Annotated in this window: 20 protein-coding genes; 4 read left to right on the top strand and 16 right to left on the bottom strand. The window is 43.4% G+C overall.

Annotation, left to right across the window (positions count from 1 at the left end):
• Nucleotides 1-25: 25 nt before the first annotated feature.
• Together HWX64_RS14370 and murB are read left to right on the top strand one after the other, a co-directional pair.
• The gene (locus HWX64_RS14370) at nucleotides 26-739 is read left to right on the top strand and encodes a hypothetical protein (RefSeq protein ID WP_175990227.1); all 714 of its coding nucleotides are present in this window, start codon (nucleotides 26-28) and stop codon (nucleotides 737-739) included.
• A gap of 130 nt (nucleotides 740-869) precedes the next feature.
• Nucleotides 870-1790, top strand: a complete 921-nt coding sequence (gene murB / locus HWX64_RS14365) for a UDP-N-acetylmuramate dehydrogenase (RefSeq protein ID WP_175990226.1) — start codon at nucleotides 870-872, stop codon at nucleotides 1788-1790.
• A gap of 41 nt (nucleotides 1791-1831) precedes the next feature.
• Here murB and HWX64_RS14360 read toward each other — a convergent pair whose 3' ends face one another.
• The 10 genes from HWX64_RS14360 to HWX64_RS14320 form a co-directional block, all read right to left on the bottom strand.
• The gene (locus tag HWX64_RS14360) at nucleotides 1832-2395 is read right to left on the bottom strand and encodes a methyltransferase domain-containing protein (RefSeq protein WP_175990739.1); all 564 of its coding nucleotides are present in this window, start codon (nucleotides 2393-2395) and stop codon (nucleotides 1832-1834) included.
• A 111-nt stretch (nucleotides 2396-2506) separates the two neighbouring features.
• Nucleotides 2507-2632: a hypothetical protein gene (locus HWX64_RS22125; RefSeq protein WP_303049487.1), complete on the bottom strand. Its 126-nt coding sequence runs from the start codon at nucleotides 2630-2632 to the stop codon at nucleotides 2507-2509.
• A 72-nt stretch (nucleotides 2633-2704) separates the two neighbouring features.
• Complete coding sequence (locus tag HWX64_RS14355; protein ID WP_175990225.1) at nucleotides 2705-3166, bottom strand: hypothetical protein; 462 nt, start codon at nucleotides 3164-3166, stop codon at nucleotides 2705-2707.
• A gap of 118 nt (nucleotides 3167-3284) precedes the next feature.
• Complete coding sequence (locus tag HWX64_RS14350; protein WP_175990224.1) at nucleotides 3285-4001, bottom strand: CBS domain-containing protein; 717 nt, start codon at nucleotides 3999-4001, stop codon at nucleotides 3285-3287.
• Nucleotides 3998-4909 (bottom strand): helix-turn-helix domain-containing protein, encoded by a 912-nt coding sequence (locus HWX64_RS14345; protein ID WP_175990223.1) that lies wholly within the window; start codon nucleotides 4907-4909, stop codon nucleotides 3998-4000. Before HWX64_RS14345 ends, HWX64_RS14350 begins: the two co-directional genes overlap by 4 nt.
• Before the next feature lie 193 nt (nucleotides 4910-5102).
• Nucleotides 5103-6023 (bottom strand): helix-turn-helix domain-containing protein, encoded by a 921-nt coding sequence (locus HWX64_RS14340; RefSeq protein WP_175990222.1) that lies wholly within the window; start codon nucleotides 6021-6023, stop codon nucleotides 5103-5105.
• Nucleotides 6024-6467: 444 nt separating this feature from the next.
• Complete coding sequence (locus tag HWX64_RS14335; RefSeq protein WP_175990221.1) at nucleotides 6468-6854, bottom strand: VOC family protein; 387 nt, start codon at nucleotides 6852-6854, stop codon at nucleotides 6468-6470.
• 201 nt (nucleotides 6855-7055) lie between these two features.
• Entirely contained in the window at nucleotides 7056-7982 is a 927-nt protein-coding gene (locus tag HWX64_RS14330; protein WP_175990220.1) for a manganese-dependent inorganic pyrophosphatase, read from the bottom strand.
• A 555-nt stretch (nucleotides 7983-8537) separates the two neighbouring features.
• Complete coding sequence (locus HWX64_RS14325) at nucleotides 8538-9596, bottom strand: SDR family oxidoreductase (protein ID WP_175990219.1); 1059 nt, start codon at nucleotides 9594-9596, stop codon at nucleotides 8538-8540.
• Between the two features lie 467 nt (nucleotides 9597-10063).
• A complete protein-coding gene (locus HWX64_RS14320; protein ID WP_175990218.1) occupies nucleotides 10064-12064 on the bottom strand; it encodes a penicillin-binding transpeptidase domain-containing protein in 2001 nt (666 codons plus the stop codon).
• A 286-nt stretch (nucleotides 12065-12350) separates the two neighbouring features.
• Between HWX64_RS14320 and HWX64_RS14315 the strand changes: the two genes are divergently transcribed.
• Entirely contained in the window at nucleotides 12351-13322 is a 972-nt protein-coding gene (locus HWX64_RS14315) for a rhodanese-related sulfurtransferase (RefSeq protein ID WP_175990217.1), read from the top strand.
• 321 nt (nucleotides 13323-13643) lie between these two features.
• Nucleotides 13644-14000 (top strand): MarR family transcriptional regulator, encoded by a 357-nt coding sequence (locus HWX64_RS14310; RefSeq protein ID WP_175990216.1) that lies wholly within the window; start codon nucleotides 13644-13646, stop codon nucleotides 13998-14000.
• A gap of 239 nt (nucleotides 14001-14239) precedes the next feature.
• On the opposite strand, the gene HWX64_RS14305 is transcribed toward HWX64_RS14310, so the two are convergent.
• The 6 genes from HWX64_RS14305 to HWX64_RS14280 all read right to left on the bottom strand — a co-directional run bounded on the left by HWX64_RS14305 (nucleotide 14240) and on the right by HWX64_RS14280 (nucleotide 25731).
• Entirely contained in the window at nucleotides 14240-18172 is a 3933-nt protein-coding gene (locus tag HWX64_RS14305) for a 5'-nucleotidase C-terminal domain-containing protein (RefSeq protein ID WP_254871194.1), read from the bottom strand.
• A 423-nt stretch (nucleotides 18173-18595) separates the two neighbouring features.
• Entirely contained in the window at nucleotides 18596-21028 is a 2433-nt protein-coding gene (locus tag HWX64_RS14300) for a S8 family serine peptidase (protein WP_175990214.1), read from the bottom strand.
• Between the two features lie 421 nt (nucleotides 21029-21449).
• On the bottom strand, nucleotides 21450-22802 hold the full coding sequence (locus HWX64_RS14295; RefSeq protein ID WP_175990213.1) for an ABC transporter substrate-binding protein: 1353 nt from the start codon (nucleotides 22800-22802) through the stop codon (nucleotides 21450-21452).
• A 78-nt stretch (nucleotides 22803-22880) separates the two neighbouring features.
• The gene (locus tag HWX64_RS14290) at nucleotides 22881-23693 is read right to left on the bottom strand and encodes a carbohydrate ABC transporter permease (protein WP_175990212.1); all 813 of its coding nucleotides are present in this window, start codon (nucleotides 23691-23693) and stop codon (nucleotides 22881-22883) included.
• Entirely contained in the window at nucleotides 23690-24601 is a 912-nt protein-coding gene (locus tag HWX64_RS14285; protein WP_175990211.1) for a carbohydrate ABC transporter permease, read from the bottom strand. Before HWX64_RS14285 ends, HWX64_RS14290 begins: the two co-directional genes overlap by 4 nt.
• On the bottom strand, nucleotides 24598-25731 hold the full coding sequence (locus HWX64_RS14280) for an ABC transporter ATP-binding protein (protein WP_175990210.1): 1134 nt from the start codon (nucleotides 25729-25731) through the stop codon (nucleotides 24598-24600). The genes HWX64_RS14285 and HWX64_RS14280 overlap by 4 nt, the downstream gene beginning before the upstream one ends.
• Nucleotides 25732-26122 lie beyond the last annotated feature (391 nt).

The raw sequence follows: 26122 nt of genomic DNA, 5'->3' as shown, positions 1-26122 counted from the left end.
TACATTATATGAGAGAGGTAGAAACATGATTGTAGTATTGATCTTGTTCACAACACTGCTCCTTGGATATATCTCGTTTTTACTTAACGGAAAGAACGACTGGAAAAGAATCAAAGTACCCCTTCTTCTTTACATGAGCGGAACCTTCCTGCTGCTGTATGCAAAACTGGCTGTCGGGGACTTCTTTTTAACGTTTTTGCTCATGCTTCCAGCCCTCGGCATTCTTGGATTATCCACCATATGGCTCTTTATTTTGAGTGTGGCAAAGAATGGGATTGGAAAAAAGCTATTGCGGACCACCATTTTTTGTTTTATTACTCCAATCCTATTTTTGATCGGTTTAAACCAGGAGACAACATTCATTTTCCATAAAACCGACTATAATATTGTTTCCGATGCCTTGTTCAAGGCAGTGGATAATGGGAAGATTAACGTTGGAGCTGAATTCTCCACACATACATATGACCAGGAAAAACTAAAGCCCTTTTTATCTGAGAGGGCAACTGACAAGATGGATCGTTTAAGGGAATCCGGCGGAGTTTACTCTATCATCATAGCAGATCGGGATGTGATCTATTTCAGCCACGGAGCAGCCTTCCAATCTATAAGCGGGATTGCGATTACCCGAAACGGGAAGGACCCGGAAGCTGATAAAGGGCTGAAATCGAGATTCTTTGACGGCAATACTTCCTTTAGACACCTCATCAATGAGGCTTATTATTTTTCTGACGGACTATAAATGAACATCCTACCTTCGGGGTGGTTTTTAAACTGTCAACGGAAACCATTTAACTTTCATGGGTTTTCATCATATAATGGGAGGGTAGAATTTATAACCAGAGAAAAATATTTTATGGGACTGATCATGAATGTACAATAAAGAAAATGTTTATAAAGAATTATTGAATGTGATGCATACAGAGAACATCAAGCGCGATGAGATGCTGAGGGACCACCTCTATACAAAGCTCGGCGGAAAAGCGGATTTCTTCCTGACCCCGACAACCTATGAGGAAGTACAGAACATCGTGAAGCTTTCCAATAAGGTGGACGTACCGTTCACTCTGCTTGGAAACGGGTCAAACCTGATTGTGAAAGACGGCGGTATCCGCGGCATCGTTCTTCATCTGAAGAACTTTGATGATATTAAAACAAACGACCAGCAGATCGTGGCGCAAAGCGGGGCAGCGATCATCGATGTATCAAGGCGTGCACTGGCAGAACGCCTGTCCGGACTTGAATTTGCCTGCGGGATTCCAGGAACTGTCGGTGGTGCCCTGTTCATGAATGCTGGTGCTTACGGCGGGGAAATCAAGGATGTACTGGATTATTGCTATGTGGTCGACCGTCATGGTGAACTCGTCAAACGTACGGCTGCTGACCTTGAACTTGATTACCGCCACAGCAACATCTCGGAAAATGGCGATATCGTCCTTGAGGCAACTTTCAGCTTGAAGCCGGGTGAATACGAGGATATCAAAGCAGTAATGGACGACCTGACGTATAAAAGAGAATCCAAGCAGCCGCTTGAATTCCCATCATGCGGAAGTGTATTCAAACGCCCTCCCGGTTACTTTGCAGGTAAACTGATCCAGGACAGCGAGCTGCAGGGAACGAACTTTGGCGGTGCCGAGGTTTCAACAAAGCATGCCGGGTTCATTGTCAACAAGGATAATGCAACCGCAAAAGACTATATCTCCTTGATTGAGCACGTGCAGAAAACGGTGAAAGAGAAGTTTGATGTGGAACTTGAGCGAGAAGTCCGGATCATCGGTGAAGATTTGGAGTAAATTTAAAAATCAGGGTTCCCTATAACAGGCCCCTGATTTTTTTATGACTTCACTGCATCAACAATAAGAGACACAAACCTTAACTCTCCATTTGAATTCCGGTGGTCAAAACGCTTGGAACGATAGATATATCCTTCTTCCTCATCCCATTCATTGAAAACGAACTCCCCCGCATCATTACAATATTCAAGAAGGCGAACCTCGAATCCAGCCTCTTCAAATATCTTGGTAAGGGTTTGATAAGTATGTACGATTCTATGACTGGCAGCGGGATGATCTTCTGGACCCGGCCCTCCGACCTGTACCATCTGCTGATATACTTTATCAGGGAAATTCCCATCGGGTACCGCACATCGTACATATCCCCCTGATTTCAGATAGGTATAACAGTTCCGGGCAGCCTGTACGCCTTCTTCATAGGTCAAATGCTCCCACACATGCTCTGCCAAGATTGCTTTGATGCTGTTCTCAGAAAACAAGGCGTCCCAATCCCCTTGATTCAACAGGTTAAGATCATTTTCCTGTGTCTGCATCCAGGTCGGGTTATTCGAATATTCCCCTGCTCCGATGACAACGCGGATTTCCGTATCTTCATACATTTTCATCATCTCCATTCGCTATACTAACCTTCTATTTAACAATAGAAATCACCTTTTTATAAATAAAAAAACAGCCTAATCAATAATTAGACTGCCGGAATGGAAGATGGGAGGTGTTTATCTGTTTTTCTGAACAGGTGCTGGCTTTGGTTTACGGAACAGGCGGATATTCGTGTTCTGAGACTGCTGGACTTTTGCATCGAATTCCATCATTTCTCGAGCCTTCACGTATAGTAGGGACACAGCCTAGCCCTCCTTTTTAGAATGGTTAATTAGTTTCTAAATACCCCGACTTTTCTTTCTAAAACCTGAAAATTAAAAATCATAGTTCCACAAAATTTTCCATTCACCTTTTTCCTGGGCAACATAGCAAATCTGACTGATCGTCATCTCTCCAAACTGGCTTTCAAACAGCAAATCCACATCGGCTGACCTCACGTCCTTGAAGGTCGGACCATCCTTACTGAACTCAAAGTTCTTCACTTCCTCAATCTCCCCCACCTCCACTTCGAAGGTATCCACACCCATGTGACCGAGGAACACATGATTCTTTGTTTGAATATAGGAAGATTTCCCGAACTTTTTCTTCATTTCAGAATGAAAAAGTTCCCATGAATTCCCGAAGTCGCCTTTCTGTTCATATTCATAAAATTCCTGAATGACTTGCTCCGGGGATGCCCCTCCTCCACTTCCGAGCACGCTTACGAAAAGAAAAAGGAGAATACCCCCGACGACGCCAATAAGTAAAAGAGGAACTGGATTTTTTCGTCTCCTCATCCTTTCACCCCTGTCTGAACCCTATACAACCATTATTATGAAAGCCTGCCTCCCTGTATGTGATTTTCAAGGGGATTAAATGAGAAAAGCCTTCATGATCTTACATGAAGGCTTCAAGCTAGTCTGCTGCATAGTCAATTTCAATCAGGTCCCACGCCGTTACGATTCCAAGCGGCACCTCATCTTTCCGTCCATTTTCCGTTATGATGACCGCTTCAAGATCAACTTTACGCTGATGATAACGCTCAAATAATTCTTCCACATCGAATATGGTAGACGATTTGGCCGTAAAAGCTAATGGATGTTCTTTCTCATGTTGAAAAACGTCTTTAATTTTCACATGGGCCAGGTCTACAATACTCCCCATCATCCGTTCTGCCAGCCACTTTACAATTCCTTTTGCGGTCATTAAACCCATGCAGACCCCATCCTGATAAACAGGGTACTGAGAATAATTATATGTTCTGATACCATTGATGACGTCTTCGATACTGTCTTCCAGCTGGAAGAAGATGATGTCTTTTGTTGCTATGGTCAAAGCATAATTGGGATTGGTAAGAACACGTGCAATCTTTTCGATTCTCTCGACTACTTCCTTATGCGGTTCGGCAATGTAGTAACCTAATTCCGTTTTTTCATGAACCAGTGCATTTCGCAGTTTAGCATATTGAAAGAGTTCATCCTGGTACGTACTGATGACCCGGTGATGCCGTCCCGAGTGTACGAGGCTGGTGAATTTATCAGACCTTGATTTCACCTGCTTTTTCAACGCCTCATGAATTTGATTGAATGCGACTTCATATCGCTCCGATAGTGAGTAGGTCGTTGTATTCATTGTATGGTCCCTTCTTTAAGGTTTTCCTGCTTGGATAGGATTTCTTCCTTTTTCTTCATCAGATAGGATAGATACTTGTCGTCCTGGAGCATATCGAAAATCAGGATGGACTTCTCTATATAGTCCAGTGCTTTATCATAAGATCCTTCCAACTCATGATTATAGCCGATATGGTAGTGCAATTGTCCCAATCCGTACAGATTTTCCTCTTCCAGACACCACCTGATGGCTTCTTCACACCGCTCGATGGATTCCTGGCGTTTTCCTAACCGCGTCAAGACTCTGGCGATATTATAAAGCATCCGTGTTTTGATCGACTTATCGTTCAGTTTAGTAAACATTCTCAAGCCCTGTCTGACTTCGTTGTAAATGTCTAAAGATTTATCATAATTTTCGCCTGTGAACTCAAGGGCGCCGATACTCAAGAGAATTTCCATTTCCCTTTCGGACAATGCTTTTTTACTATCATAAGTGAGATGGAAGGCTTTATAAAAAGTAGCGATTGCATCCTCCCTCTTTTTTTCGATTTCAAACATGTAGATTCCCTTATGCCAAAGGAGAAGTTGCAGGTTTTGATTGTCTTTGAAAAAGATAGGATTCTTTTCTTCCGCTTTTACCATCTCCATCATCTCTTCATACTTAAGCCTGATGCGCAGCTTCCGTAATTGACGCTCCACTTCCTGTATGTAATCAAGCCTAGGAGTCGTACCGATCTCAAAGAAGTAGTTGACGTCCACACCAAGTTTTTTGGAAATTTGATAAAGAGCAGTGGCACTCGGGTATATGTCCCCTTTTTCAATCCTGCTGATCAAGGCCTGGGTACATATTCCGTCTGCCAGCTCCCCTTGAGTCAAGCCGACAATCTTACGGAGTTCTTTGATTTTCTTGCCTATCAAGGAGTAGTCCAATTGCTCACCGTCCTTTTGCATACTTGAATTACGAAATATTAATATATTTATATTTTATCAGAAATCGGCATGATTTTTCACAAAAACAAGCTATCATTACTTGTCAGGACCTCAGAGTTCAAATACATGTTTTTTCACTATATGTTTTAATAGAATCAACGACAAATTACAATACCTGTTGATGGCACTTTCCTTAAGGAGAGTGCTCTTTTTTATTTCTGTTTCTTTCTTTTCTTTTAGCGATGATCTGTTCTTTTTTCTTCAAAAGATAGGAATGGTAGCTGTTATTATTGCGCATTTCAAATATGATCATCGACTTTTCTATATATGGCAATGCCTCTTCCAGTTTGCCTTCCTGCTCATAATTATGTCCTATGTGATAGTAAAGTTCTCCAAGTCCCCAGAGATGCTCCTCTTCCACACACCATTTTATGGCTTGTTCGCAATATCCGGTGGACTCTTTGTAGTTTCCTAAACGGGTTAAGCTTCTGGCGATATTGTATAGAAGCCTTGTTTTTATCGACTTGTCATTGAGATGCTCAAGAGTATTTAAAGCACTTTTGACTTGAGCATAGTACTCCATCGATTGTTCATGATTTCCTAAGTTAAACTCAAAGACCCCCAGAGTCATGAGGATTTCTATCTCTCTCTCCGTCAGTACTTTTTTGGGGGAAGCAGTAAGATGAAAGGCTTCCTTTAGAATTTCAATGGCTTTCTTATGATCTTTTTGAACTTCGAATAAATAAATACTTTTATGCCAATAAAGAAGCTGCAGATTGGTAGAGTCCTTATAAAAAAGAGGGTTGCTCTCTTCCACTTTGATTACATCCATCATCTCGTTGTATTTCAACTTAATCCTCAGTTTCCGCAACTGCCGTTCAACCTCTTTGACATAATCCAATCTGGGAGTTGATCCAATTTCAAAGAAATAGTTCACATCAACCCCTAATTTTTTCGAGATCTGATAGAGGGATGCGGCACTTGGATAGATGTCTCCTTTTTCAATACGGCTGATCAACGCCTGGGTGCATATGTCTTCTGCCAACTCCCCTTGCGTCAATCCAATCTCTTTTCTAAGCTCTCTGATCTTTGTCCCAATTGCCGAGTAATCCACATTCATCCCTCCTATAGCCAAATATTAATATATTTATATTTTAACAGATAACGTTTAAAAAACTTCAATTTTCCCGGTATTTCTACATGAGAATGGCCCGAGACTGAAATTACACGAATGTTTGGTATATGGTTTAATAAATCTAACGACAAATTACAATACCTGTTGACGGCACTTCTCTTTATGGGGAGTGCTCTTTTTTGTGTGATGGTTGGTTTGGAGAGCTTAGGGGAGTTTGGGATAGCAACTTGAATATTAATATTTTAATATTTTCTAAGAAATACGTTCATCTCATTAGGTTCTGCCCGGATAAGTCCACATTATAGCCCCAGAACGGAAATACACACATTTTCCATCTATGATTTAATATACCTAACGACAAATTACAATACCTGTTGACGGCACTTCTCTTTGTGGGAAGTGCTCTTTTTATTTTATTAAACTCTATCTTTCATATAACTCCAATGGCAATCCATCCGGATCTTCAAAAAAGGTAAATCGCTTTTGTGTATGAGGATCCAATCTGATTTCTTCAGGAACAATCCCATGCTTATTAAGTTCAACCACCGATTCTTCTATATTTTCTACTTCAAATGCCAAGTGGCGAAGCCCTTTTGCTTCCGGATAACTTGGACGCGCAGGTGCATCCGGAAATGAAAAAAGTTCAATGACATACTCACCATTTAAAGCAAGGTCCAGTTTGTATGATTGTCTTTCTTCTCTGTAGACTTCTCTTAATGGTTGGAGCCCCAGCTTGTTAACATAGAACTCTTTTGATTTTTCATAGTCTGAACAGATGATGGCGATGTGATGGATTCGTTTAAGGTTCATGTTGAGCCCTCTTTCTTATGGTTTTTTACTTGGGATTGTGCCAGGAACAATTATGCGTTTTTGTGCCAGGAACATTTTAAGAGTTTTGTGCCAGGAACAATAAGGCCGTTTTGTGCCTGGCACCCTTCAATACGCATTACTAATGAGAACTATTCAAATAAAAAAGAAGCAGCCCTAAGACCGCTTCCCTTCATACCTTTATTACTTGATCGCATCCGTCAAAACAGGTACGATTTGCTTCTTACGAGAAACTACACCCTTCAACACTGCTGTGTTGTTCTCAAGCTTCACATTGAATGCCTTCTCAACTTCAGCCTGCTTGCTTCCAAGCGCAAGTGCAGTCGAGTCGTTTTCAAGGATGTCTGTCACGACCAATAGGAAAAGGTCCAATCCTTTTTCTTTGATCAATGTTTCCATCGCCGCTTCGATTTCAGCCTGGCGTCCAAGAACATCATTCGTGTCTACCACGTTCACTTGAGCGACTTCCACTTTCGCCGTACCCATTGAGAATTCTTTCGCATCAAGGGTCACAAGCTCAGCGATCGATTTCGAGCTCGTATCCGCTCCTGCTTTCAGCATTTCAAGACCGTATTCCTGAGCGTCTACGCCAGCGATTTCAGACAATTCATTCGCTGCTGCCACGTCTTCGTCTGTGCAAGTGGGTGATTTGAATAACAAGGAGTCCGAGATGATTGCTGATAGCATTAATCCGGCCATTTCCTTCGTTACTTCCACACCTTTTTCCTTATAGATTTTGTTTAAAATCGTTGCCGTACATCCAACCGGCTCTGCGCGGTAGTATAAAGGATCCGCTGTTTCAAAGTTTGCGATACGGTGGTGGTCGATAACCTCAAGAACACGTACTTTTTCGATATCATCTGCACTTTGCTGACGCTCGTTGTGGTCGACAAGGATGACTGTGTCCGTTTCGTTTGCCACTGTTTCTACCAAACGAGGCGCTTCTACCTTGAAATAATCCAGCGCGTATTGTGTTTCACCGTTCACTTCTCCCAAACGGACAGGCTCCACGTCCATACCGATTTTTGATTTTAAATCAGCATACACTAGTGCTGACGTGATTGTATCCGTATCAGGATTTTTGTGACCGAAAATAAGTGTTTTACTCATGATCATTCTCCTTACTCTATGTATTTTAATGTTAGGAATTTCTCTCTTTACATTTTCTTATAGTACCATATTTCATCGTGGTTTTCGCTAGTTTGTTAATTTTTTGGAGGCAAGAAAATTGAGGGAATGGTTCATGATTTATCTTATTAAATGTTGTGGTAAAACACAAATGAAAGGAAGAAAGCTTCCATTTAAAGAGACTGCAAAATATGTGGTGATTTCTCTTTCAGAATAAAGGGCTGAGACAAAGCTAACAATACTCACATAAGACGAATAATTGAAGTATAGGAGCTTAATTACCGCTATTGATTTCCGTGCAAGACTTCGCTTTCCGCGGGTAGCTTGTGAGCCTCCTCGTCGCTTTCACTCCTGCGGGGTCTCACATTAGCTACTCTTCCCGCAGGAGTCTTCGTCTTGCACTCCAATCAACCGCTGGTAAGAGTCAAAATCTATTTGTATACTTAACAAAACTAAAACCCGAACTGATTTGCCTCATAAAATGCAAATCAGTTCGGGTTACATAGACCAAAACAACTAATCTCAGCCTCTTGTTCTCTATATTACCTCTTTTGTTTTATAACCAGCCTTGATTATCATTTCAATCGTATCTTCAGACATATCTAAATGAGAAATATTTGTCCCCCGAATAAGCTCTTGCGTATTCCTGTCTTCAAATGAAAGGTTCCCCTCAAGATAGACTTTAAAAACATCAATCAAACTGTTCAATTTCACTTCTTCTACATCAAGCTGCTCATCCGAACTTTCCACAACAGACAAGCTGTGGAATTCCAATGCTTCTTTTAGCATTTCCAACAAATCAAAGTTTGTCGGAGGGTTCGGATTTGTAATGTGATAAATTTTATCCGCTTCTGCTTTCTGAGGTGCCAGGCTGAGAATGTCGGCAACATAATCGACCGGCACCAGGTTGGACGTTCCGTTCTTGGCAGCCAGCAGCCTATATGTTCGGTTGTTGTCATTTTTCCGAGCTGATTTACGTTTAAAGACAGCGAGGGCACGCATGAATCCGTACAGGGTAAACTGCGAATCGGCTTCCCCTGTCTTTGAATCGCCGACAATGATGGCCGGTCTGAATATGGAAATATCCATTTTGTCTCTGTACGAGAATACTAGATGTTCAGATTTCACTTTGCTCTCCTCGTAAGGGTTGTTGAAGCGTCTGTTTGTTGGGTACAGCTCTTCCATCCCATGAGTCAACGTTCCTACTGTGTATGCCGTGCTAACATAGTAGAACTTTTTGACTTGCATGATGGATGCCAATTCGAGTATATGTTTTGTTCCGTCGTAGTTTGCTGCAAACAATTCGTCCCTTAAATTAAGATCGAATTTTACGAGAGCTGCTAAATGGTAGACGGCATCTATTTTATTTGTAAGCCACTCGATATCTTCATCCGACAACCCTCCCTTAGGGTAAGTAATGTCCCCTTGGTAGATATGGATCCGCTGCTGGTCGGCTGATGCAAATGAGTCTCTGAGGGTCTCCGCCTTTTCTACATTCCTTACTAAAATATAGACTTCGTTCTGTTTATCCTGTAAAAGGTTCTTGATAAGTTTCCCGCCAAGGAAACCTGTCGAGCCTGTCAGAAATAGGTTCAAGATAATCACTCCTGTTGTGATTTCGCCACATTGGTTTATCCTATCATAGCATAATTCGACAGGCGGTATGTCGTTTGGGAGGGTGTTTAAGATATTTCCAATTGGCGGAATGGTTTTAAGGGTAAAAGTGTCGGGAATCCTAGGTTCATGTAGTAAATTAAAGGGAGATGGGCAGGCTTTGTTGGAGAAATAGATTATACGCGGTCAAAATCTATGAGTTCAAGAGTTGTTTGTATGAGGTTAGAAAAAAGTCTTTTAGTTTCACTCGAAAATCTTCGAGTTTGGGCCTATAATCTTTTAGTTTTAACCATTATTCTTCGAGTTTTCAACATTAATCTTTCGATTCCGCCAATAATTCCGTCACTTAGAAAAATACGGAACAAACCAAAACCCCTGACACCCACAAATATTAAAAACCTGCCGAGAACCACCCGGCAGGCCAAATCAAAATATCAAGTTAAGTCCAATCAATAATTCGAATAGAACTTCTGCGCCACCTGTACCGTATGCGTACTTCCGCCGCGGTCTTCCACACCTTCAAGAAGCATCGCGAGTACAAACTCAGGATTCTTCTGGTCATAGGAAACGAACAATCCATTTTCTTTCCCTGTCGTTCCCTGTTCCGATTTAATTTCGGCTGTGCCAGTTTTACCAGCTATCTCTTTACCGGCAACCTGAGCCTTACCCGCGATTCCCTCAGAAACGACTTTCCGGAGGTTCGTTCTCATCAGCTGAGACTGCTCAGGACTCAACAGCCCCTCTTTCCACACTCCTTGTTCTTCATCCTTCAAGAGAACCGGCTTCATCATGGTGCCATCGTTGATGATGCCGCCATAAGCACTGGCCAGGTGAACAATACTCATCAGGACCTCTCCTTGCCCAAAGGCTGAATCCGCAAGCAGGATTTCTTTGGAAATGCTGCCGTCATTAGAAATTTGCGATTTCGTAACGGGGTAAGACATAGGAATCTCTTCACCGAACCCGAAATCCTTCAGACCTTGGATAAAGGTTTCAGCACCCATTTCCATTCCCACTCTGGCAAAGTAAATATTATCCGAGTACTTCATGGCACTTTCGAGATCCACTACGCTGTCATTATCAAAGACCCTGACAATCTTGTAACCTCCCCAGGATTCATCCTTTCTCCACGTCTTTCCATTTATCTTAAACGTTTTGTCGGGATCAAGCTTCCCTGACTTCAAGCCAACCGAAGCGGTGATTCCCTTCATCGCAGAACCTGGTGAATACGTCTTGTTGAAACGATTTCGCAACGGCTGATCGGGATCGTTATAAATCTTGTCAAACTTATCACCGGCCATCCCGAGTGCAAATTCATTCGGATCATAGGATGGGACGCTCACAAGTGCCAATGCCTCTCCAGTTTCAGGATTGACAGCCGCGGCCGTCCCGACTTCATCCTTCATCTGGTCGTACAGTTTTTTCTGCATTTCGGCATCCAATGTCAACATGATTTTTTTCCCGTCTTCCACTTCCTGTTCAGCGACCGTCACTTCTTCTCCGTTCACTTTAGTCAGATAGATTCGCTGACCGCTTTGACCGCGGAGCTTCTCCTCGTATACTTCCTCCGCCCCGCTTATACCGAGTAAGGATTGCGCCGTATACCCTTCATCCTTTAATTTCTCCAGCTTCTCTGCGTTAATTTTTCCGAGATACCCTGTAATATGGGCAGCCGCTTCACCGTAAGGATATTGGCGGGCTTCCACTCTTTTTGAATAGAGGCCAGGCAGCTCGATGATATCCAGTGCTAGCGGCCGTTCGGATATCGGCAGCTTCTTAACCGGTACAAAATATTCGGGCTGGACCCAGCTTTGATCTAATTCTTTCTGAATCGCTTCAGGCGATATTTCCAAGAGGGATGACAGCTTTTTCAGATCGCTGTCTTTAAATTCCTTTGGCACGATGCCGATTTGAAAAGCCTCACCGTTTATTGCCAGCGGATTTTCATTCCGGTCATAGATTTCGCCCCGCTTGGCAGGGATACTCTCAACGCCGACTTTATCCCCTTTTTCCAATTCAGGGAGGATGAATGCCGGCTTCCAATCGACATACCAATTCTCTTCATCGTCTTTTTCCTGTTTCCGAAGGGTGACAGTTTCCTCATAAGAAACCTCGCCCGCCAATGTATTCATTGTGATAGTGACAGGGAAATCTGCCTCTTTTTCCTTATCCCACTCTTTTTCTTCTTTTGGCTTTTTAAAATTTACCTTCAGATCCGTAACAGCCAAATCTTCATATATGTCATTTGTCCGTTTTACGACATCTTCTTTTTTATAGGTTTCTTTTGCGGAAGATGAAAGATATGAATCATACATTTTTTCAAACTTCTTGTCGTTCCAAAGATCGACATACTCTTTCAATCGATCATCAGGCTGAGCTTTCTCCTGACAGCCTGCCATCAAAATTCCCGCCGCAGCAACCAGACTAAGCAAGAACATTTTTTTAAACATATGTAATGTGAGCCCCCTTGGTTTTCTTATTTCTAATTATTTCAAATTGATGAATTAATTTCAATTTAAATGTATTCTCTCTTCCAAGATGTATGTCCAATATAGAAGATTCAGCCCTTTAGTCCTTTCCATATTACACCTTCTTTTCCTCCCACTCCCCTTACTTTTTTCAGTAAAACTGGTGCACGAGGTATATTTTTTGATATAATATACTGTCGTAAGAGTAATAAGGAACAAGATCCTAAGATTATATCTTGCAAATATAAATCGATAGGTGGAATTTAATATGAGTCAAAAACCTTACAGAGTTCTTCTGTACTACAACTATGTAACAATCGAAAACCCTGAGGAAGTGACTGCGAAGCATAAGGAATTATGCCAGGAGCTGGGTCTAATGGGACGCATCCTGATTTCTTCAGAAGGAATCAACGGAACATGCTCTGGTACAATCGAGCAGACAGATGCATACATGGAAGCTATGAAAAATGATCCTCATTTTCACGATACTGTCTTCAAAATTGATGAAGCAGACGAGCATGCTTTCAAAAAATTAAAAGTGAAACATCGTCCAGAGCTTGTGACACTTCGTCTAGAAGATGAGGTGAACCCTCATGAGATCACTGGTGAATATCTAGCGCCAAAAGATTTCTTTGAGCAGATCCAAAGTGAAGATACAATTCTTCTTGATGCCCGTAATGACTACGAATACGATCTTGGTCACTTCCGCGGTGCGATCAGACCTGATATCCGCAATTTCCGCGACCTGCCGGATTGGGTCCGTGAAAATAAAGAACTATTGGCTGACAAAAAAATCATCACTTACTGCACAGGTGGTATCCGCTGTGAGAAATTCTCAGGCTGGTTATTGAAAGAAGGCTTCGAGAATGTTGCTCAGCTGCACGGTGGAATTGTCACGTATGGACAAGACCCAGAAGTGCAAGGCGATCTATGGGACGGACAGCTTTACGTATTTGATGAACGTATTGCAGTGCCAGTCAACCGCAAAGAGCATGTCGTTGTCGGTAAAGACTACTTTGACGGCGAGCCATGTGAGCGCTATGTGAATTGTGCACACCCGCCATGTAACAAGAAAATCCTTTGCTCAGAAGAAAACGAGCATAAATATATGAGAAGCTGCTCTGATGAGTGCCGCAGAAGCGAAGAAAACCGTTATATCATCGAACACGGTTTGACTGAGGAAGAAGTGGCTGAGCGTTTGGCAGTGATTGAGGCTGAGAAAGAGACAGCTAACGCTTAATTTCTTAAAAAGAACGGGTCTTTTAAAGACCGGTTCTTTTTTTGTACTTACAACTTTAATAAATTTTTCCGCTCTAGGGATAGAAAAGAGTAATAGTAATCTACACAGTCTTCCCCAAGAAAATACTCCATAAATTTCATAAACGATTCTCTATTAGGGGCTTTCTTAATAAATGGCATAAATAATGACGTTTGATTAAGGCCAACGTGATTTTCTTTTTATTTGACGTTGTATAAGTATTTGGGTTTGCAGGTAAGAAGGTAATTCTTTCTTTTTATAGAATTATTAAAAAAGGTAATTTAATAATTAAGGGGTGTTAATATGGGTGCTTGGGGAACAGGACTATTTGATGATGATACAACTAATGATGTGAGAGATAGTTTTATTGACTACTTAGATGAAGGAAATACACCTGAAGAAGCTACACAGCTAATCTTGGAGGAATATGTAGAAGAGTTTGATCCTGAAGAGGATTTGGAGGTAATGTCTCTAGTTTATATTGGTCTTTCATCTATACAATTGGAGAAAAAATGCCTCCAGGAACAAGTTCGTAAAACTGCTATAAACTTAATTGAACGAGGTGCAGACCTTGAGCTCTGGGAAGACGCTGATTCTAAAGAATATGAAGAACGAAGGAAAGTTTTAAGGGAATTTAAAGAAAGACTAATTAACTATTAAAAACAAAAGACATTTTATTCCCTCATTGATAAAGAAAACTCACTGTGGCGAGTTTTGACTTTTTCAAAACACATGGGGGAGGTCCCTATTATGGGGAAGTTCCTCAACAGCGGGCTTCGACTGCAGCGCGTTTATCTATTATGTACAATATATCGATTAATCGATATTAGGTCTTATCAATAGGATTACAAATAAAAGGAACAGAGAGACTCTGTTCCTTTCATTTGTGATTAATTTATCTAGCTTTTCTTTCCCTTCTTACCTGGTTGTTCAGGTCCCTCTTCACTCATAAAGAACCATTTTCCATTGGATTTAATCCAACCTTTTTTATCTTCTGCGTTAGGTCGCAGCCACTTCGCATTCGAATTAGCCCCTCCAAATTTAAGGGTTCCATCTTCATTCAAGTGATACTTCTTGCCGTTCCATTCGATTTTACCTGTTTGCATTTCACCATTTTCGTTGTAGAAGTACCAGTTACCATCACTGTAAACCCATCCGGTTAAGATTGGCTCTTCATCAGGCTCAACCTCTTGGACGATTCTTCCTTCCACTTCAGGTGAAACAGGGCTGTTTTTAGCCAGATAATCCGTAAATACTTCAAAATCCACTAGGAATAGATCTGTTTGACGGCCTTCATCTTTTGCCTGTTTAAACATATCATACCCATCTCCGCCATTCGCAGTGAATGCGTTGGTCGCTACACGGTATGTTTGTTCCGGATCGATTTCCTGGAATCCGTCAGCCGTATTCACTTCGACAGACCATACTCTTTCGCCAGCCGGTTTGTTTACATCATATTTGAAGTTGATTCCTGATACCTGCAGGAATTCACCCGGTGCATCTTCCCCTTCCACGCGGGATACGCTGTGCTCAAGGGCATCCAGGATTTCTTGTCCAGTAAGGTCAAGGGTTACAAGCTGGTTACCGAATGGCATTGTAGTGAGAACTTCACCAAGGGTGATTTCCCCGGCATCAATCGAAGCACGGATTCCTCCGCCATTTTGCAGCCCGATATAGGTTTCTACAAATTCGTTCGCTTTTGCAACCATTCCATCAGTGATCAGGTTACCCAGGTTCGTTTCTTGTCTGCGGACGTCATTACGCTCACCATTCAGTGCAACCTCCGTTGAACCTACAACTTCACTTTTCAATTCTTCAAGTGGAGCCTTGTACTCTTGTACTTTTGCAAGAGCTTCTGCATCCTCTTCGTAATTTTCAAGATCAAGCACTTCACCAGCGTGGCTTGTCAAAACACCTTCAGCATTGAACGTTACATCCAATAAACCAAGGAGGTTCAGATACTCGCCAGCCTGCACGATGACCGTAGGCTCTTCTTTTTCAATTACAACAGGTTCTGAAAGAACCGTGTGAGAGTGTCCGCCGACGATGATATCGAGGCCCTCCACGGCTTCAGCAAGCTCTAAATCATGGGAGTAGCCTAAGTGAGAAAGTGCGATAATTTTATTTACGCCTTCTTCTTTGAGCATATTTATCGTGGCAGTCGAACTTTCAACCGCGTCTTCGAATACAACATTTTCTCCAGGATTCGAGATGAAAGCTGTGTCTGGAGTCGTCAATCCGAAGATCCCAACTTTTTCTCCATCTACTTCTTTGATAAGCGCAGGATAGATGTTTCCGCCTTCTCCCGGCTGTCCGATTTCATTTTTTACCAGTGGTTCCAAGTCAGCATCACCAGTCACGGTAACGTTTGAGGATACCATCGGGAAGTTCATTTCTTTGATAAAATTAGCAAGTGTTTCTGAATCTTTATCGAACTCATGGTTCCCCAATGTCATTGCATCGTACCCAAGCTCGTTCATGAACCAAAGGTCAGCAAGACCTTCATATTGACGGAAGTAAAGTGTGCCTGAGAATACGTCACCAGCATCTAATAGCAGGGCATTCTCTTTTTCTGCACGAACTTCGTTTACTGCTGTGAATAAACGTGGATATCCTTCAACATGGGCATGCGTATCATTTGTGTGCATGATGGAAAGATCGAATTCACCATTTGTTTCATCTGCAAAATCAAGCTGGGCAACTAGTGCATCATGATCGCTTGCGCGGCCGTGCTCTTCCATATATGGAGAATTGAAGTTGACGATATCAAACTCAGCACCAGCAGCTAAATGGTTGGAAACAAGTATATGATCAAGAACTTGTGCGTTTCCTTGGTATGTGTACGTGTATCTTTCGTTTTCAGGAAGTGTTTCAACAAGGTTTGTTAAAACATCGCCTTTAAGTGTTTGTAATGGAGCAGAGAATTCAAAGTCATTCAAATCTCCCATTACTACTACATTTGCATCCGCATTCTTTTGATGAATATCTGATACAAAAGAGTTAACAATTTGTGCGATTTCCAGGCGTTGTGCTTCACTGCCCAGAACAGGCGGCTGGTTCTTACCGAATAACGGCTGGTCTCCGCCTTTGGAATTGAAGTGGTTGTTGATGACAATCACTTCTTCACCGTTAAAATCGAATTCAGCAGCCAATGGCTTACGGCTGTCATCAAAAGCAGGGTTTGTCGGATCGATTCTGCCCGGGTTGACCGTTAGAGAGCCATCTTCATAAGCAACAGCTGTAGTTGCATCGCCTTTTTGAGCTTCAGCAAGAGTCACTCGTTCAGGATTGTAAAGATAGCCGACACGGATATTTCCTCCTGGAACTCCACCGTCCTCTTTATCTTGAGGAGCAACTTCAGTCCATGCGTACGTTGGACCGCCGAAGCTCGCAACCGCATCGCTTAATGCTTTGTAATTGGCATCTGCTTTAACAGTACCATCGTCAGTCGTTCCACTTTCGTCCAGCACTTCCACAAGGCCAATGATGTCAGGAGAGTTCAAGTTCTCCACCATTGATTTGGCAAGCTTGTCACGCTTATCTGTATCCGAAGCTGCAAAGTTTTCGATGTTGTATGCAGCAATGGATAATTCCTCGTTATCTTTTTCGATCGTCGTCACTTCTGGAGTGAATTCACGTTCATTCAATTCCGGAAGTTCTGCCTCGTTAACTAAAATCTTGAAGTTACTGTAGCCATAGCTGACTACACCATTTACTGTTCCGTTGAATTGATCGCCCGTTTTCGCAACATAATCACGGTTATCCAATAATAGGAACATTCTTTCAGGGTTTTGATTTTCTTTTGTCAGTAGAGGTGCTCCCTCTTTTGTATAGGTTTTTCCTTCGACTTGCTCTGTGATGACTGGAAGTTCACCATATTTTTGAGGTCCTGTGATAGTAGGACTCTCCAGGGCTACGCGCATTCCTTCCAGGCTTTCGTAGAAATCGATCCCGTCTTGTTCCGGATCGAATTCAGCGAATTGATCATTGTCGATCACTTCAGTTGGCGGTGTTACATCTTCACCGATTACAAGAGCTTCAGGAAGAGTATTTCCGCTTGAGACAACAACAACGTTTCCGTATTGAGCGTTCAGCTCTGTCATCGCCAAGTCTGTATCTAATTTTTCACTATAACCATCGAGTACCCATTCTTTCACCTGGCCGTCAACCTTTACATGGTCACCGACCTGTACTCCGTGAGCGGGCTTATAGACAAGCAATGCTTCGGACGTTTCAGGGTTCTCATCCGGATTAGGGTCTTGCATGTAGAAGTTGCTTGCATCGTCGACATGTGTGACGATCCCTTCCACTTCTTTTACTTTTTCAGAGACATAAGGAGATGTGTGGCTTTCTCCCTGGATGTCATGGATGCTTAAACCTTCAATGCCTTCGTATGGGGTTGGTTCTTCCGGCTGTTCACCTTCGAAGGACATGGCAGAAGCATTTTTTAATGCAGGGACATTGAAATATGCTGTTAAGTCTCCAGTAACAATTACTTTTTTACCAATAATATCAGGGTTTGTCTGGAGGCCAAAAGCCGGTCGGAAAACAGACGGAACTTGTACCGGCAGTATTTTAGCAGGGTCGGTTTCATCAATGCTATCGGCAATAGCAAAGTTATAGTCATTGTTAAAAGGCGCTTCGAAATCGTAACTATTGGTCGATGTTGTATGACCTACAATATAACCAGTAACCGTTCCGGTCCCCTCATTATTCTCAATCGCTTCCTGAACCGACATATAGTCGGCAGCAGAAGCTGTCGAACCGATTGGAGCAATATATCCAACCAGCATGGCAAAGATCGTTGTCAAAATAAACAACTGTTTTTTCATGATTTTCAAACTGGTTCCTCCTCTTTCTTTGTTTAACAGTAAATTTGGTCCAACCTTATAATGCGAACGCTTACATAAGATGTCATTTCTCTCCGCGAAAACCCGTCCTTTTCCCCATAAGATTTTCAGGCGGATATTTATTTATCCTATGAAAACACCTCCACGAATTTTTTCCAATAACCGCTTAGTATGTAGAATTTTGACTAAGCTTCCTTTTTAATATAGCATCTTTTCGTCGAATTTTAAGATATTTTCAATTATTTTACAAAATCAGAACTTTAGACTTACAAATGTTACATAAGATATGAAATTAGACCCATTTTTAGTTTGCTTATAGGTTATAGTTTGCATTCATCCTTAGTAAAAACAAAAAGAGACAGGCCTTTTCTACATGGCCCGTCTCTCAACGCTTTAATTGATATTTCACTCTACAGTAATGACATCACTATTAGTGTAGTCCATCTGTCCATTTTTAACTGCATAAACAAAGAAATAATAGTCGCCGGGTGCCAGGTTTTCACCGTTTATTTTGCCGTCCCAGCTTAACGTGTTGTAGTATTTAGGTAAGTCTGTATAAACAGGACCGTCCCCAACATGAGTCATATCAGTTTTATATACCCAAATGCCTGCTTCCTCTGCTCCGCCCGGCAGATAAACTTCAAGGTCATATCCGTTCTCTGTCTCAGTTACCGTTACACCCCCATCGATACGTGGATAATCGGGTTCTTTAACGAAGAGAATGGTCGGAACTTCTACTTCACTCTCACCGTCACTGACTGTGACAGTCCCTTCATAGTAGCCCGGCTCTAATTTACTTGCGTCTACTTGGACTTTAAAATTTACTTTTTGTGATTTATTCCCTTTGACTTTCAGGTTCTTGCTGGTCTTCACTTTGATTCCAACCGGATTCCCTTCAAATTCAACATCAAAACTGTACTTCTTATGTTTATCCGAAAGGTTTTTGATCATGAAATGCTGTTTTTCTACTTGCTTTCCTTTGTCTTTTGAAAAGACACCAAACGAATGGCTTCCAGGTGTGACAAGGGTTTTCGCATTGATTGCATCCACCGGACGGATACTCCCTGCCCCTTGTGTATTATGAGGGTATGCTTCACCTGATTTATCATAAAGATTAACGGCAGTATTCATCAAGGCTGCCTTTACATCATCCACACCCCAATTACTGTGGGCATCCAGCAGTAAGGCAGCAGCACCGGCAACATGCGGGGATGCCATGCTTGTTCCTTGTTTAGAAGCATATCCGTGTGGATTCTCTCCATTATGTGTCGGAACTGTACTCACAATATTTACTCCAGGAGCGGAAACGTCCGGTTTGATCATCCAGGTATCCAAGACCGGTCCGCGTGAAGAGAAGTCAGCGACCGTTTCCCCGATTTCACGGTCGAACTCCAAATCAAACGCTACTGTATTATTTCCTTTTTCTAACTCATCAAGCATTTTCTGACCGTCAGTCCCTGACATCTTAAAAGTCGGAACCGCCATCCCTGGAATTTCATACTCGAATTCTTCTGGTGCACTATTGAAGATGATTGCACCTATAGCACCGGCAGCCTTGGCATTTGATGCTTTATCAACAAAAGGAATGGCACCGCGTTTGATGAGTGCGATTTTTCCTTCTACATCTTTTCCTTCAAATTCCTCAGGTGTCCCTAACCCGGCATAAACAAATTCATACTCATTTCCATTAAGGGCAAGCAGTTCTTCATCACTTGCGAAGCCCATCACTTTATCCGTTTCATACGCAACTCCGCCTGTCGTCGTAATCTCGGAAGTGTATACATTATAAGGAAGCTGAGTCGCCCCTACAGAAATGGCATCACGTGAAGTTCCAGGTGAACCGACCGTCCAATTATCAGGTCCTGCATTTCCGTTGGATGTAACTGCAACGACACCTTCTGCCATTGCCCAATCCAGTGCAATACTCGTCGCCCAGTCAGGGTTATTTAAACTATTACCCAAGGACAGGTTCATGACATCGGCACCGTCTTGAACCGCTCTTTCGATTCCAGCCACAACGTCTTCAGTGGTACCGCTGCCGCCAGGGCCCAGCACACGATAAGCCAGCAAAGTCGCTTCAGGTGCAACCCCTTTTATCTGCCCATTTGCTGCAACTGTACCAGATACGTGCGTTCCATGAGTCGTTTCTTCTCCGCGTGGATCCCCCTTTGGTGTTTCCTGCGGATCTAGATCATCATCGACAAAATCATATCCTTTATAGTCGCCAAACGCATGAGCTAAATCAGGGTGTGTGTAATCTGCACCAGTATCAATGACAGCGACTGTGATTCCTTCACCTGTATAACCGGATTCCCATGCCTCATCCGCTCCGATGAAAGGTGCACTGTCCAGCATCTCAGGGTGATAAGCATCCTCTTCGATGGTTACACCCTCAGAACCTGTCACGGTGTATGTAACATTCGGGTATACTGCTTTCACCCCGGGTACAGCCAGTAAACTCGGAATTTCATTTGACTTGAGCTCCATGGAAAAACCTGAGAACACATGATCATATTCACGTTTCACCTTACTTGATTTTGCTGCATCCTTAACATCTTTTTTTACCTTATTGCGTGTTTTTGCCAAGTTGGCTTTGGACTGCTTTTTTCCTTTATGTTTTGCTTCTACAACTGATTCTTCCTCCAGCTCTACAATGACGCTGGTGACTTTCGAAGACGTGGTATCCAGATTACCGAAGATTTCTGCTAGTTCAGGAGGTGTCTGGGCTTGAGGTGTACTGACTTTATTCGCCTGAGGGGCAGCACCAACACTAATTGTCGATAGAATAAATACTAGAATGATAGATAAAAGTGAAGCATGAAATAGACGTTTTTTCATTTAAGCGTTTCATCTCCTTTTATTTTTTGTTACTTGTAATCTAAACCCTCACCTTCCTTAATTACACAAATTTTCATAACATTACTAGAAATTCATTTAAAGAGGCTTATTTTCCTTGAGCAAAAAGCACTATTATTCTACTTACTTATGTAAAAAAAGAGGTTATTCGACTTATTTAATGGCTCTCTGCTCTAAAGTTCAAGAGATTAATAGAGAATTTAAGAATGTTAGATGATAAAAGGTTTCTTGAAATCCCATCGCTATTCTATGGGAAATGAAACGATATAAACTACAAGGGACGGGCCTTTAGCAAACTTATGGCCCGTCCCTCGATGCGTTAATGCATTAAAAGACCTTCGGTTGGGTTCGCTCATTGTTACAAGCGGTGCCGAAACCGAAGGCCAATTATATCTTACCTATCTTACTGCTTCGTCTTATTCGCTATCTCAATCGCCCGATTCGTCCCTTCCACGGCCTGATCCAATGCTTCCTGTGGATCGGTTCCCTGGTACAGATTCTCAAGTGCCGTTACCACCTGCTGACGGGATTCAGGGAAGACAGATATCAGTGCTCCTTGAGTGGCAACAGAAGGTTTCGTCTGCTGAAGCTGTTCAACGGTCACTTTAAACTGAGGGTACTTCTCCCACTCCTGCTTCACGATGTCTTCATCATAAGCAGCCGGGTTGATCGCGAAGTAGCCTGTTCCGATATGCCATTTCGCCTGGCTTTCCGGTGTTTGCAGGTACTTCATGAATTCCCAAGCGGCTTCCTGCTTTTCTTCAGAGATCCCTTTTGACATCCATAGGGACGCTCCGCCGATGGCGACTCCCTGGCGCTCCACTTCCTCAGGATACGGAATGAACGCTACGCCCACTTCGAACGGGGAGCTATTGATCGCGTTGGCTACACCTGCGGATGAGTCGAGGTACATGGCGACTTTCCCGGTTTGGAAAGCAGCACGGATGTCATCCCAGTTAGTTCCGTAGTTTCCGAATGTACCGGCTTTGTTCATGTCATCGAGGAACTTGAAGACGCGCAGCCCTTCTTCCCCGTTGAAGACTGCTTCTGTCGCATCTCCTTCACGGCCGTTTTCTTCATTTACATACAACCCGCCTTGTGTGGCAACCAGCTGTTCAAAGAACCAGCCGTATGTGAGCATGGAGAAGCCGAAACGCTCATCTTTTTTCGTCAATTTTTCAGCAGCGGCTTTTACTTCTTCAAAGGTTTGAGGTGGACTTTCAGGGTCGAGCCCCGCTTCTTTGAAGGCGTCCTTGTTGTAGATCATCACCGGTGTGGAGGAGTTGAACGGCATGGAATAAAGCTTTCCATCCACCGTATAGTAATTCAGGATATTCTCCTCAAGCTGTGAGACGTCATAATTATCCTTATCGATGAACGTCTGCATCGGTTCGATGAAGCCGCTCTCGATCATGTACTTCGTCCCGACTTCAAACACCTGGGTGATCGCAGGAGCATTCTCGGTACCGCCGACACTCCTCAGTTTTGTCAGAGACTCTTCATAGGTCCCCTGGAATTCCGCGTTTACTTTGTACTTATCCTGAGAGTTGTTGAAATCAGCAACGATCCCATCAAGCACTTCCTGTCCGGCACCTGACATGGCATGCCAGAAGTTGATCTCCACTGGTCCCGAACTCTTTCCATCATCTGAACCGTCTTCTTTCGGCTTTTCACTTTCACTGTTCGAGCAGGCCGTCGTGAAAAGCATGACAGCCAGCACACTAAAAATGAACAGCATCCTCAGTTTCTTTTTCATTTTCGGTAACACCCCTTTTTGTTATTTATGCTAAAACATGCCCGGACTCACTGAGAGCAGCAGGCATGTGAAACACCGTTACTTCAATGCCCCCTGAGTCAATCCTTTTTGGAGCTGCTTCTGTCCGAGGAACAAGAGCAGCAGGGTCGGGATGATGACGATGATGACGCCTGCCATGACGACTCCCCATTCGGTCGCCATTTCCTGTGTCTGCAGCTGCTTCAGACCGATTTGGACCGTTCGGACCGAATCATTGGTCGTCACGAGGAGCGGCCATAGATACATATTCCAGGTTGTCAGAAACCCGTATGCCCCGAGCGTCACGAGACTCGTTTTTGAAACGGGCAGGATCACTCTCCAGAAGAAGGCGAATCGGCTCAAGCCGGCAACCTGTGCCGCTTCATGCAGTTCCTTCGGGATCGTTTTAAAATGCTGGCGCAGCAGGAACGTCCCGAAAGCCAGCGCGAAGAATGGCAGCGACAGCCCTTGATACGTATTGATCCAGTCCAGTTTTTGAATCGTAAAGAAATTCGGGATCATGGTCGCTTCCCACGGGATCATCATCGTCGATATGAATAAGAAGAAAATGAAGTCCCTCCCCTTGAACGGGATGAAGACAAACGCATATGCAGCCATGCTGCAGACAACGAGCTGCCCGAGCATTACACCGAATGACACGACAAAACTATTGATCAGGTAATTCATGAGCGGCAGCCGCTCGAACACCTTAAAATAGTTTTCCAGAGTGAATGACTGCGGCAGGAATTTACCCTGAAGGATTTCCGAACCCGTCATGAAACTGATCATAAATGCGTACAGCACCGGGAAAAACACAAGAAAAGCTGATACTGTCAGCAGGACATACAGCAATATTTTCTTCGGCATACTCATTGATAATGCACCTTCTTTTCCCCGAGCTTGAATTGCAGGATCGTCACGATCAGGATACAGATGAACAGGAAGACTGCCTGCGCGCTCGCCGTTCCGAATTGATAGTTGATGAAGGCTTCACGGTAAATCGAATAAACGATGAGATTGGTAGACTGCGAAGGGCCTCCCTTGGTCAGGATGTCGATCTGGCCGAATGTCTGGAACGCGTTGATCAGCGATATCGTGATGATGAAAAAGAGCGTCGGCGACAGCATCGGGATCGTGATCCTCCTCAGCTGATACCAATACCCCGCCCCGTCGATCCGTGCGCTTTCATAGAGGTACTCATTGATGTTCTGAAGACCACCGAGGATGATTAAAAATGAGAATCCGGTGTTAAGCCAGATGGTCGAAATGGACACAGATATCAACGCCCATTCGGGATCGAGCAGCCATTGCACCTGAGGCAGATGCAGGAGGTGCAGCAGCCGGTTGAACATTCCGACACTCGGATGGAAAAGGAATAACCATACCACCGAGGAAGCCGCTACCGATATCCCCATGGACGAGGAATACATCGTCCTGAAAAAGCCGATCCCTTTCAATTTTTCATTGGCAATGAGGGCAAGGAAAAGCGCCAATATGATTCCGATAGGGACTGTATACAGCACAAATAGGAAGGTCGCCTTGATGCTGTTCCTGAACTCTGGCGACTCGAGTAAATAAGCATAGTTTTCAAGGCCGACAAACAACGCGGCAGTCCCCTGCTGATCGGTCAGGAAAAAGCTGAGATACAGTGTCCGGAACATTGGATAAAAAATGAACACAGCAAATAATAAGATAGAAGGAAAAAGATAGAGCATGGCGGTCCTGACGTTCAGCGACCTCTTCCAAAGGCTTGGCGGTGCTGCATTCAGGCCGGCCTTCATTTGAGCACCTCTTGGTCAAACATATAGTTTTCAATATCCGTCGGGGTTTTGACGATCTGCTGTGTCTCACTGTCAAAGAAGCAAAGAGACTCGTAATTGATGACAACAGGGATCACGTCCCCCACATTGATCCGCCACTGACCGGTCCACTTGGCCATCCATTCTTTTTCACCGAGCATGAAGGAGAAAATTGTTTCGTTTCCAAGAACCTCAACATTGATGACTTCAACATTGATTTTGTCCCCTTCTTCGGTTTCTTTTGTGGCCGCTTTCAGATGTTCAGGGCGGATGCCGACAATGATGCGGCCAGATTTCATGAACTTCTCATCTACTTTTGGAATGGCGATTTTACCATCGGTCCCAAAATGGAGCTGCGAAGTTTCCGAATTATACTCCGCTTCAGCGATATTCATCGGAGGAGAACCGATGAAGGTCGCAACGAAAGGATTGGCAGGGTTATTATAGATATCGATCGGCTTCCCGATCTGCTGGATCTTTCCGTCGTGAAGAATCATGATCCGGTCCCCCATCGTCATCGCTTCGACCTGATCATGGGTGACGTAAATCATCGTAATTCCAAGCTTTCGTTGAATCTGCCTGATTTCCGACCTCATATGTGCCCTCAGTTTGGCATCGAGATTGGAGAGCGGTTCATCCATCAGGCAGATCGGGGCCTGGTTGACGATGGCGCGGGCGAGTGCCACCCGTTGTCGTTGCCCGCCGGAAAGCTCGCGGGGTTTTCTTTTCAGATAGTCAGAAAGACCAAGCATCTTCGCCGTCTCTTCACACCGCGCCTTCCTCTCTGCCTTCCGGATCTTCTTTACGTGCAAGCCAAAAACGATATTCTCTTCAACAGACAGATGTGGATAGAGGGCATAGTTCTGGAAAACCATCGAAATATTCCGCTTGCTCGGCGGCAGGTTATTCACTTCCTCGTCTCCTATTTTTAGAACACCCGCCGTAATATCCTCCAGCCCCGCAATCATCCGCAGCATCGTACTCTTCCCGCAGCCGGACGGCCCGACCAGCACAAAGAATTCGCCAGGCTCGACCGTCACGTTAATATTGGTGATGACTTCATTCTTTTTGTCGTATGATTTTGATACATCAATGAGCTCAACCTTTTTCACATTTTCTCCCCCTTGCATTCGCCGATTCCTTGTTCACTTTGGCTTTGATACATATACAGCGTTTTCATTTATGGGTTGCTTTCTTTTGTGTACCTGGTACATTTCATCGGTTTTGTACCAGGTACAAAATACAGCCAGTGTACCTGGTGCATTTCATCAGTTTTGTACCAGGTGTAAATCGTCTCTGTTGTACCTGGTACAGCACGTCGATCCTGTACTAGGTACAAAATACAACCGGTGTACCTGGTACAATTCAAAGCAATCCTGGACAAAAAAAAGAATCACAAACATAACCTAGGTGTGCCTAAGCTCATGATGTGAATTCTCCGGGTCTCTACACAAAGGTATTAACTTGTATGCTCTAATTTCCTGAAATTCCAAATTGGAAATG

The organism is Bacillus sp. Marseille-Q1617 (assembly GCF_903645295.1).
Lineage (GTDB): Bacteria > Bacillota > Bacilli > Bacillales > Bacillaceae_B > Rossellomorea.
This window is presented reverse-complemented; position numbering and strand designations above follow the sequence as displayed.

What these genes read in the sequence shown, in the direction of transcription:
- HWX64_RS14370 (WP_175990227.1), top strand. Translation starts at nt 26, where the DNA reads ATGATTGTAGTATTGATCTTGTTCACAACACTGCTCCTTGGATATATC.
- murB (WP_175990226.1), top strand. Translation starts at nt 870, where the DNA reads ATGTACAATAAAGAAAATGTTTATAAAGAATTATTGAATGTGATGCAT.
- HWX64_RS14360 (WP_175990739.1), bottom strand. Translation starts at nt 2,395, where the DNA reads ATGAAAATGTATGAAGATACGGAAATCCGCGTTGTCATCGGAGCAGGG.
- HWX64_RS14355 (WP_175990225.1), bottom strand. Translation starts at nt 3,166, where the DNA reads ATGAGGAGACGAAAAAATCCAGTTCCTCTTTTACTTATTGGCGTCGTC.
- HWX64_RS14350 (WP_175990224.1), bottom strand. Translation starts at nt 4,001, where the DNA reads ATGAATACAACGACCTACTCACTATCGGAGCGATATGAAGTCGCATTC.
- HWX64_RS14335 (WP_175990221.1), bottom strand. Translation starts at nt 6,854, where the DNA reads ATGAACCTTAAACGAATCCATCACATCGCCATCATCTGTTCAGACTAT.
- HWX64_RS14330 (WP_175990220.1), bottom strand. Translation starts at nt 7,982, where the DNA reads ATGAGTAAAACACTTATTTTCGGTCACAAAAATCCTGATACGGATACA.
- HWX64_RS14320 (WP_175990218.1), bottom strand. Translation starts at nt 12,064, where the DNA reads ATGTTTAAAAAAATGTTCTTGCTTAGTCTGGTTGCTGCGGCGGGAATT.
- HWX64_RS14315 (WP_175990217.1), top strand. Translation starts at nt 12,351, where the DNA reads ATGAGTCAAAAACCTTACAGAGTTCTTCTGTACTACAACTATGTAACA.
- HWX64_RS14310 (WP_175990216.1), top strand. Translation starts at nt 13,644, where the DNA reads ATGGGTGCTTGGGGAACAGGACTATTTGATGATGATACAACTAATGAT.
- HWX64_RS14305 (WP_254871194.1), bottom strand. Translation starts at nt 18,172, where the DNA reads ATGAAAAAACAGTTGTTTATTTTGACAACGATCTTTGCCATGCTGGTT.
- HWX64_RS14300 (WP_175990214.1), bottom strand. Translation starts at nt 21,028, where the DNA reads ATGAAAAAACGTCTATTTCATGCTTCACTTTTATCTATCATTCTAGTA.
- HWX64_RS14295 (WP_175990213.1), bottom strand. Translation starts at nt 22,802, where the DNA reads ATGAAAAAGAAACTGAGGATGCTGTTCATTTTTAGTGTGCTGGCTGTC.
- HWX64_RS14290 (WP_175990212.1), bottom strand. Translation starts at nt 23,693, where the DNA reads ATGAGTATGCCGAAGAAAATATTGCTGTATGTCCTGCTGACAGTATCA.
- HWX64_RS14285 (WP_175990211.1), bottom strand. Translation starts at nt 24,601, where the DNA reads ATGAAGGCCGGCCTGAATGCAGCACCGCCAAGCCTTTGGAAGAGGTCG.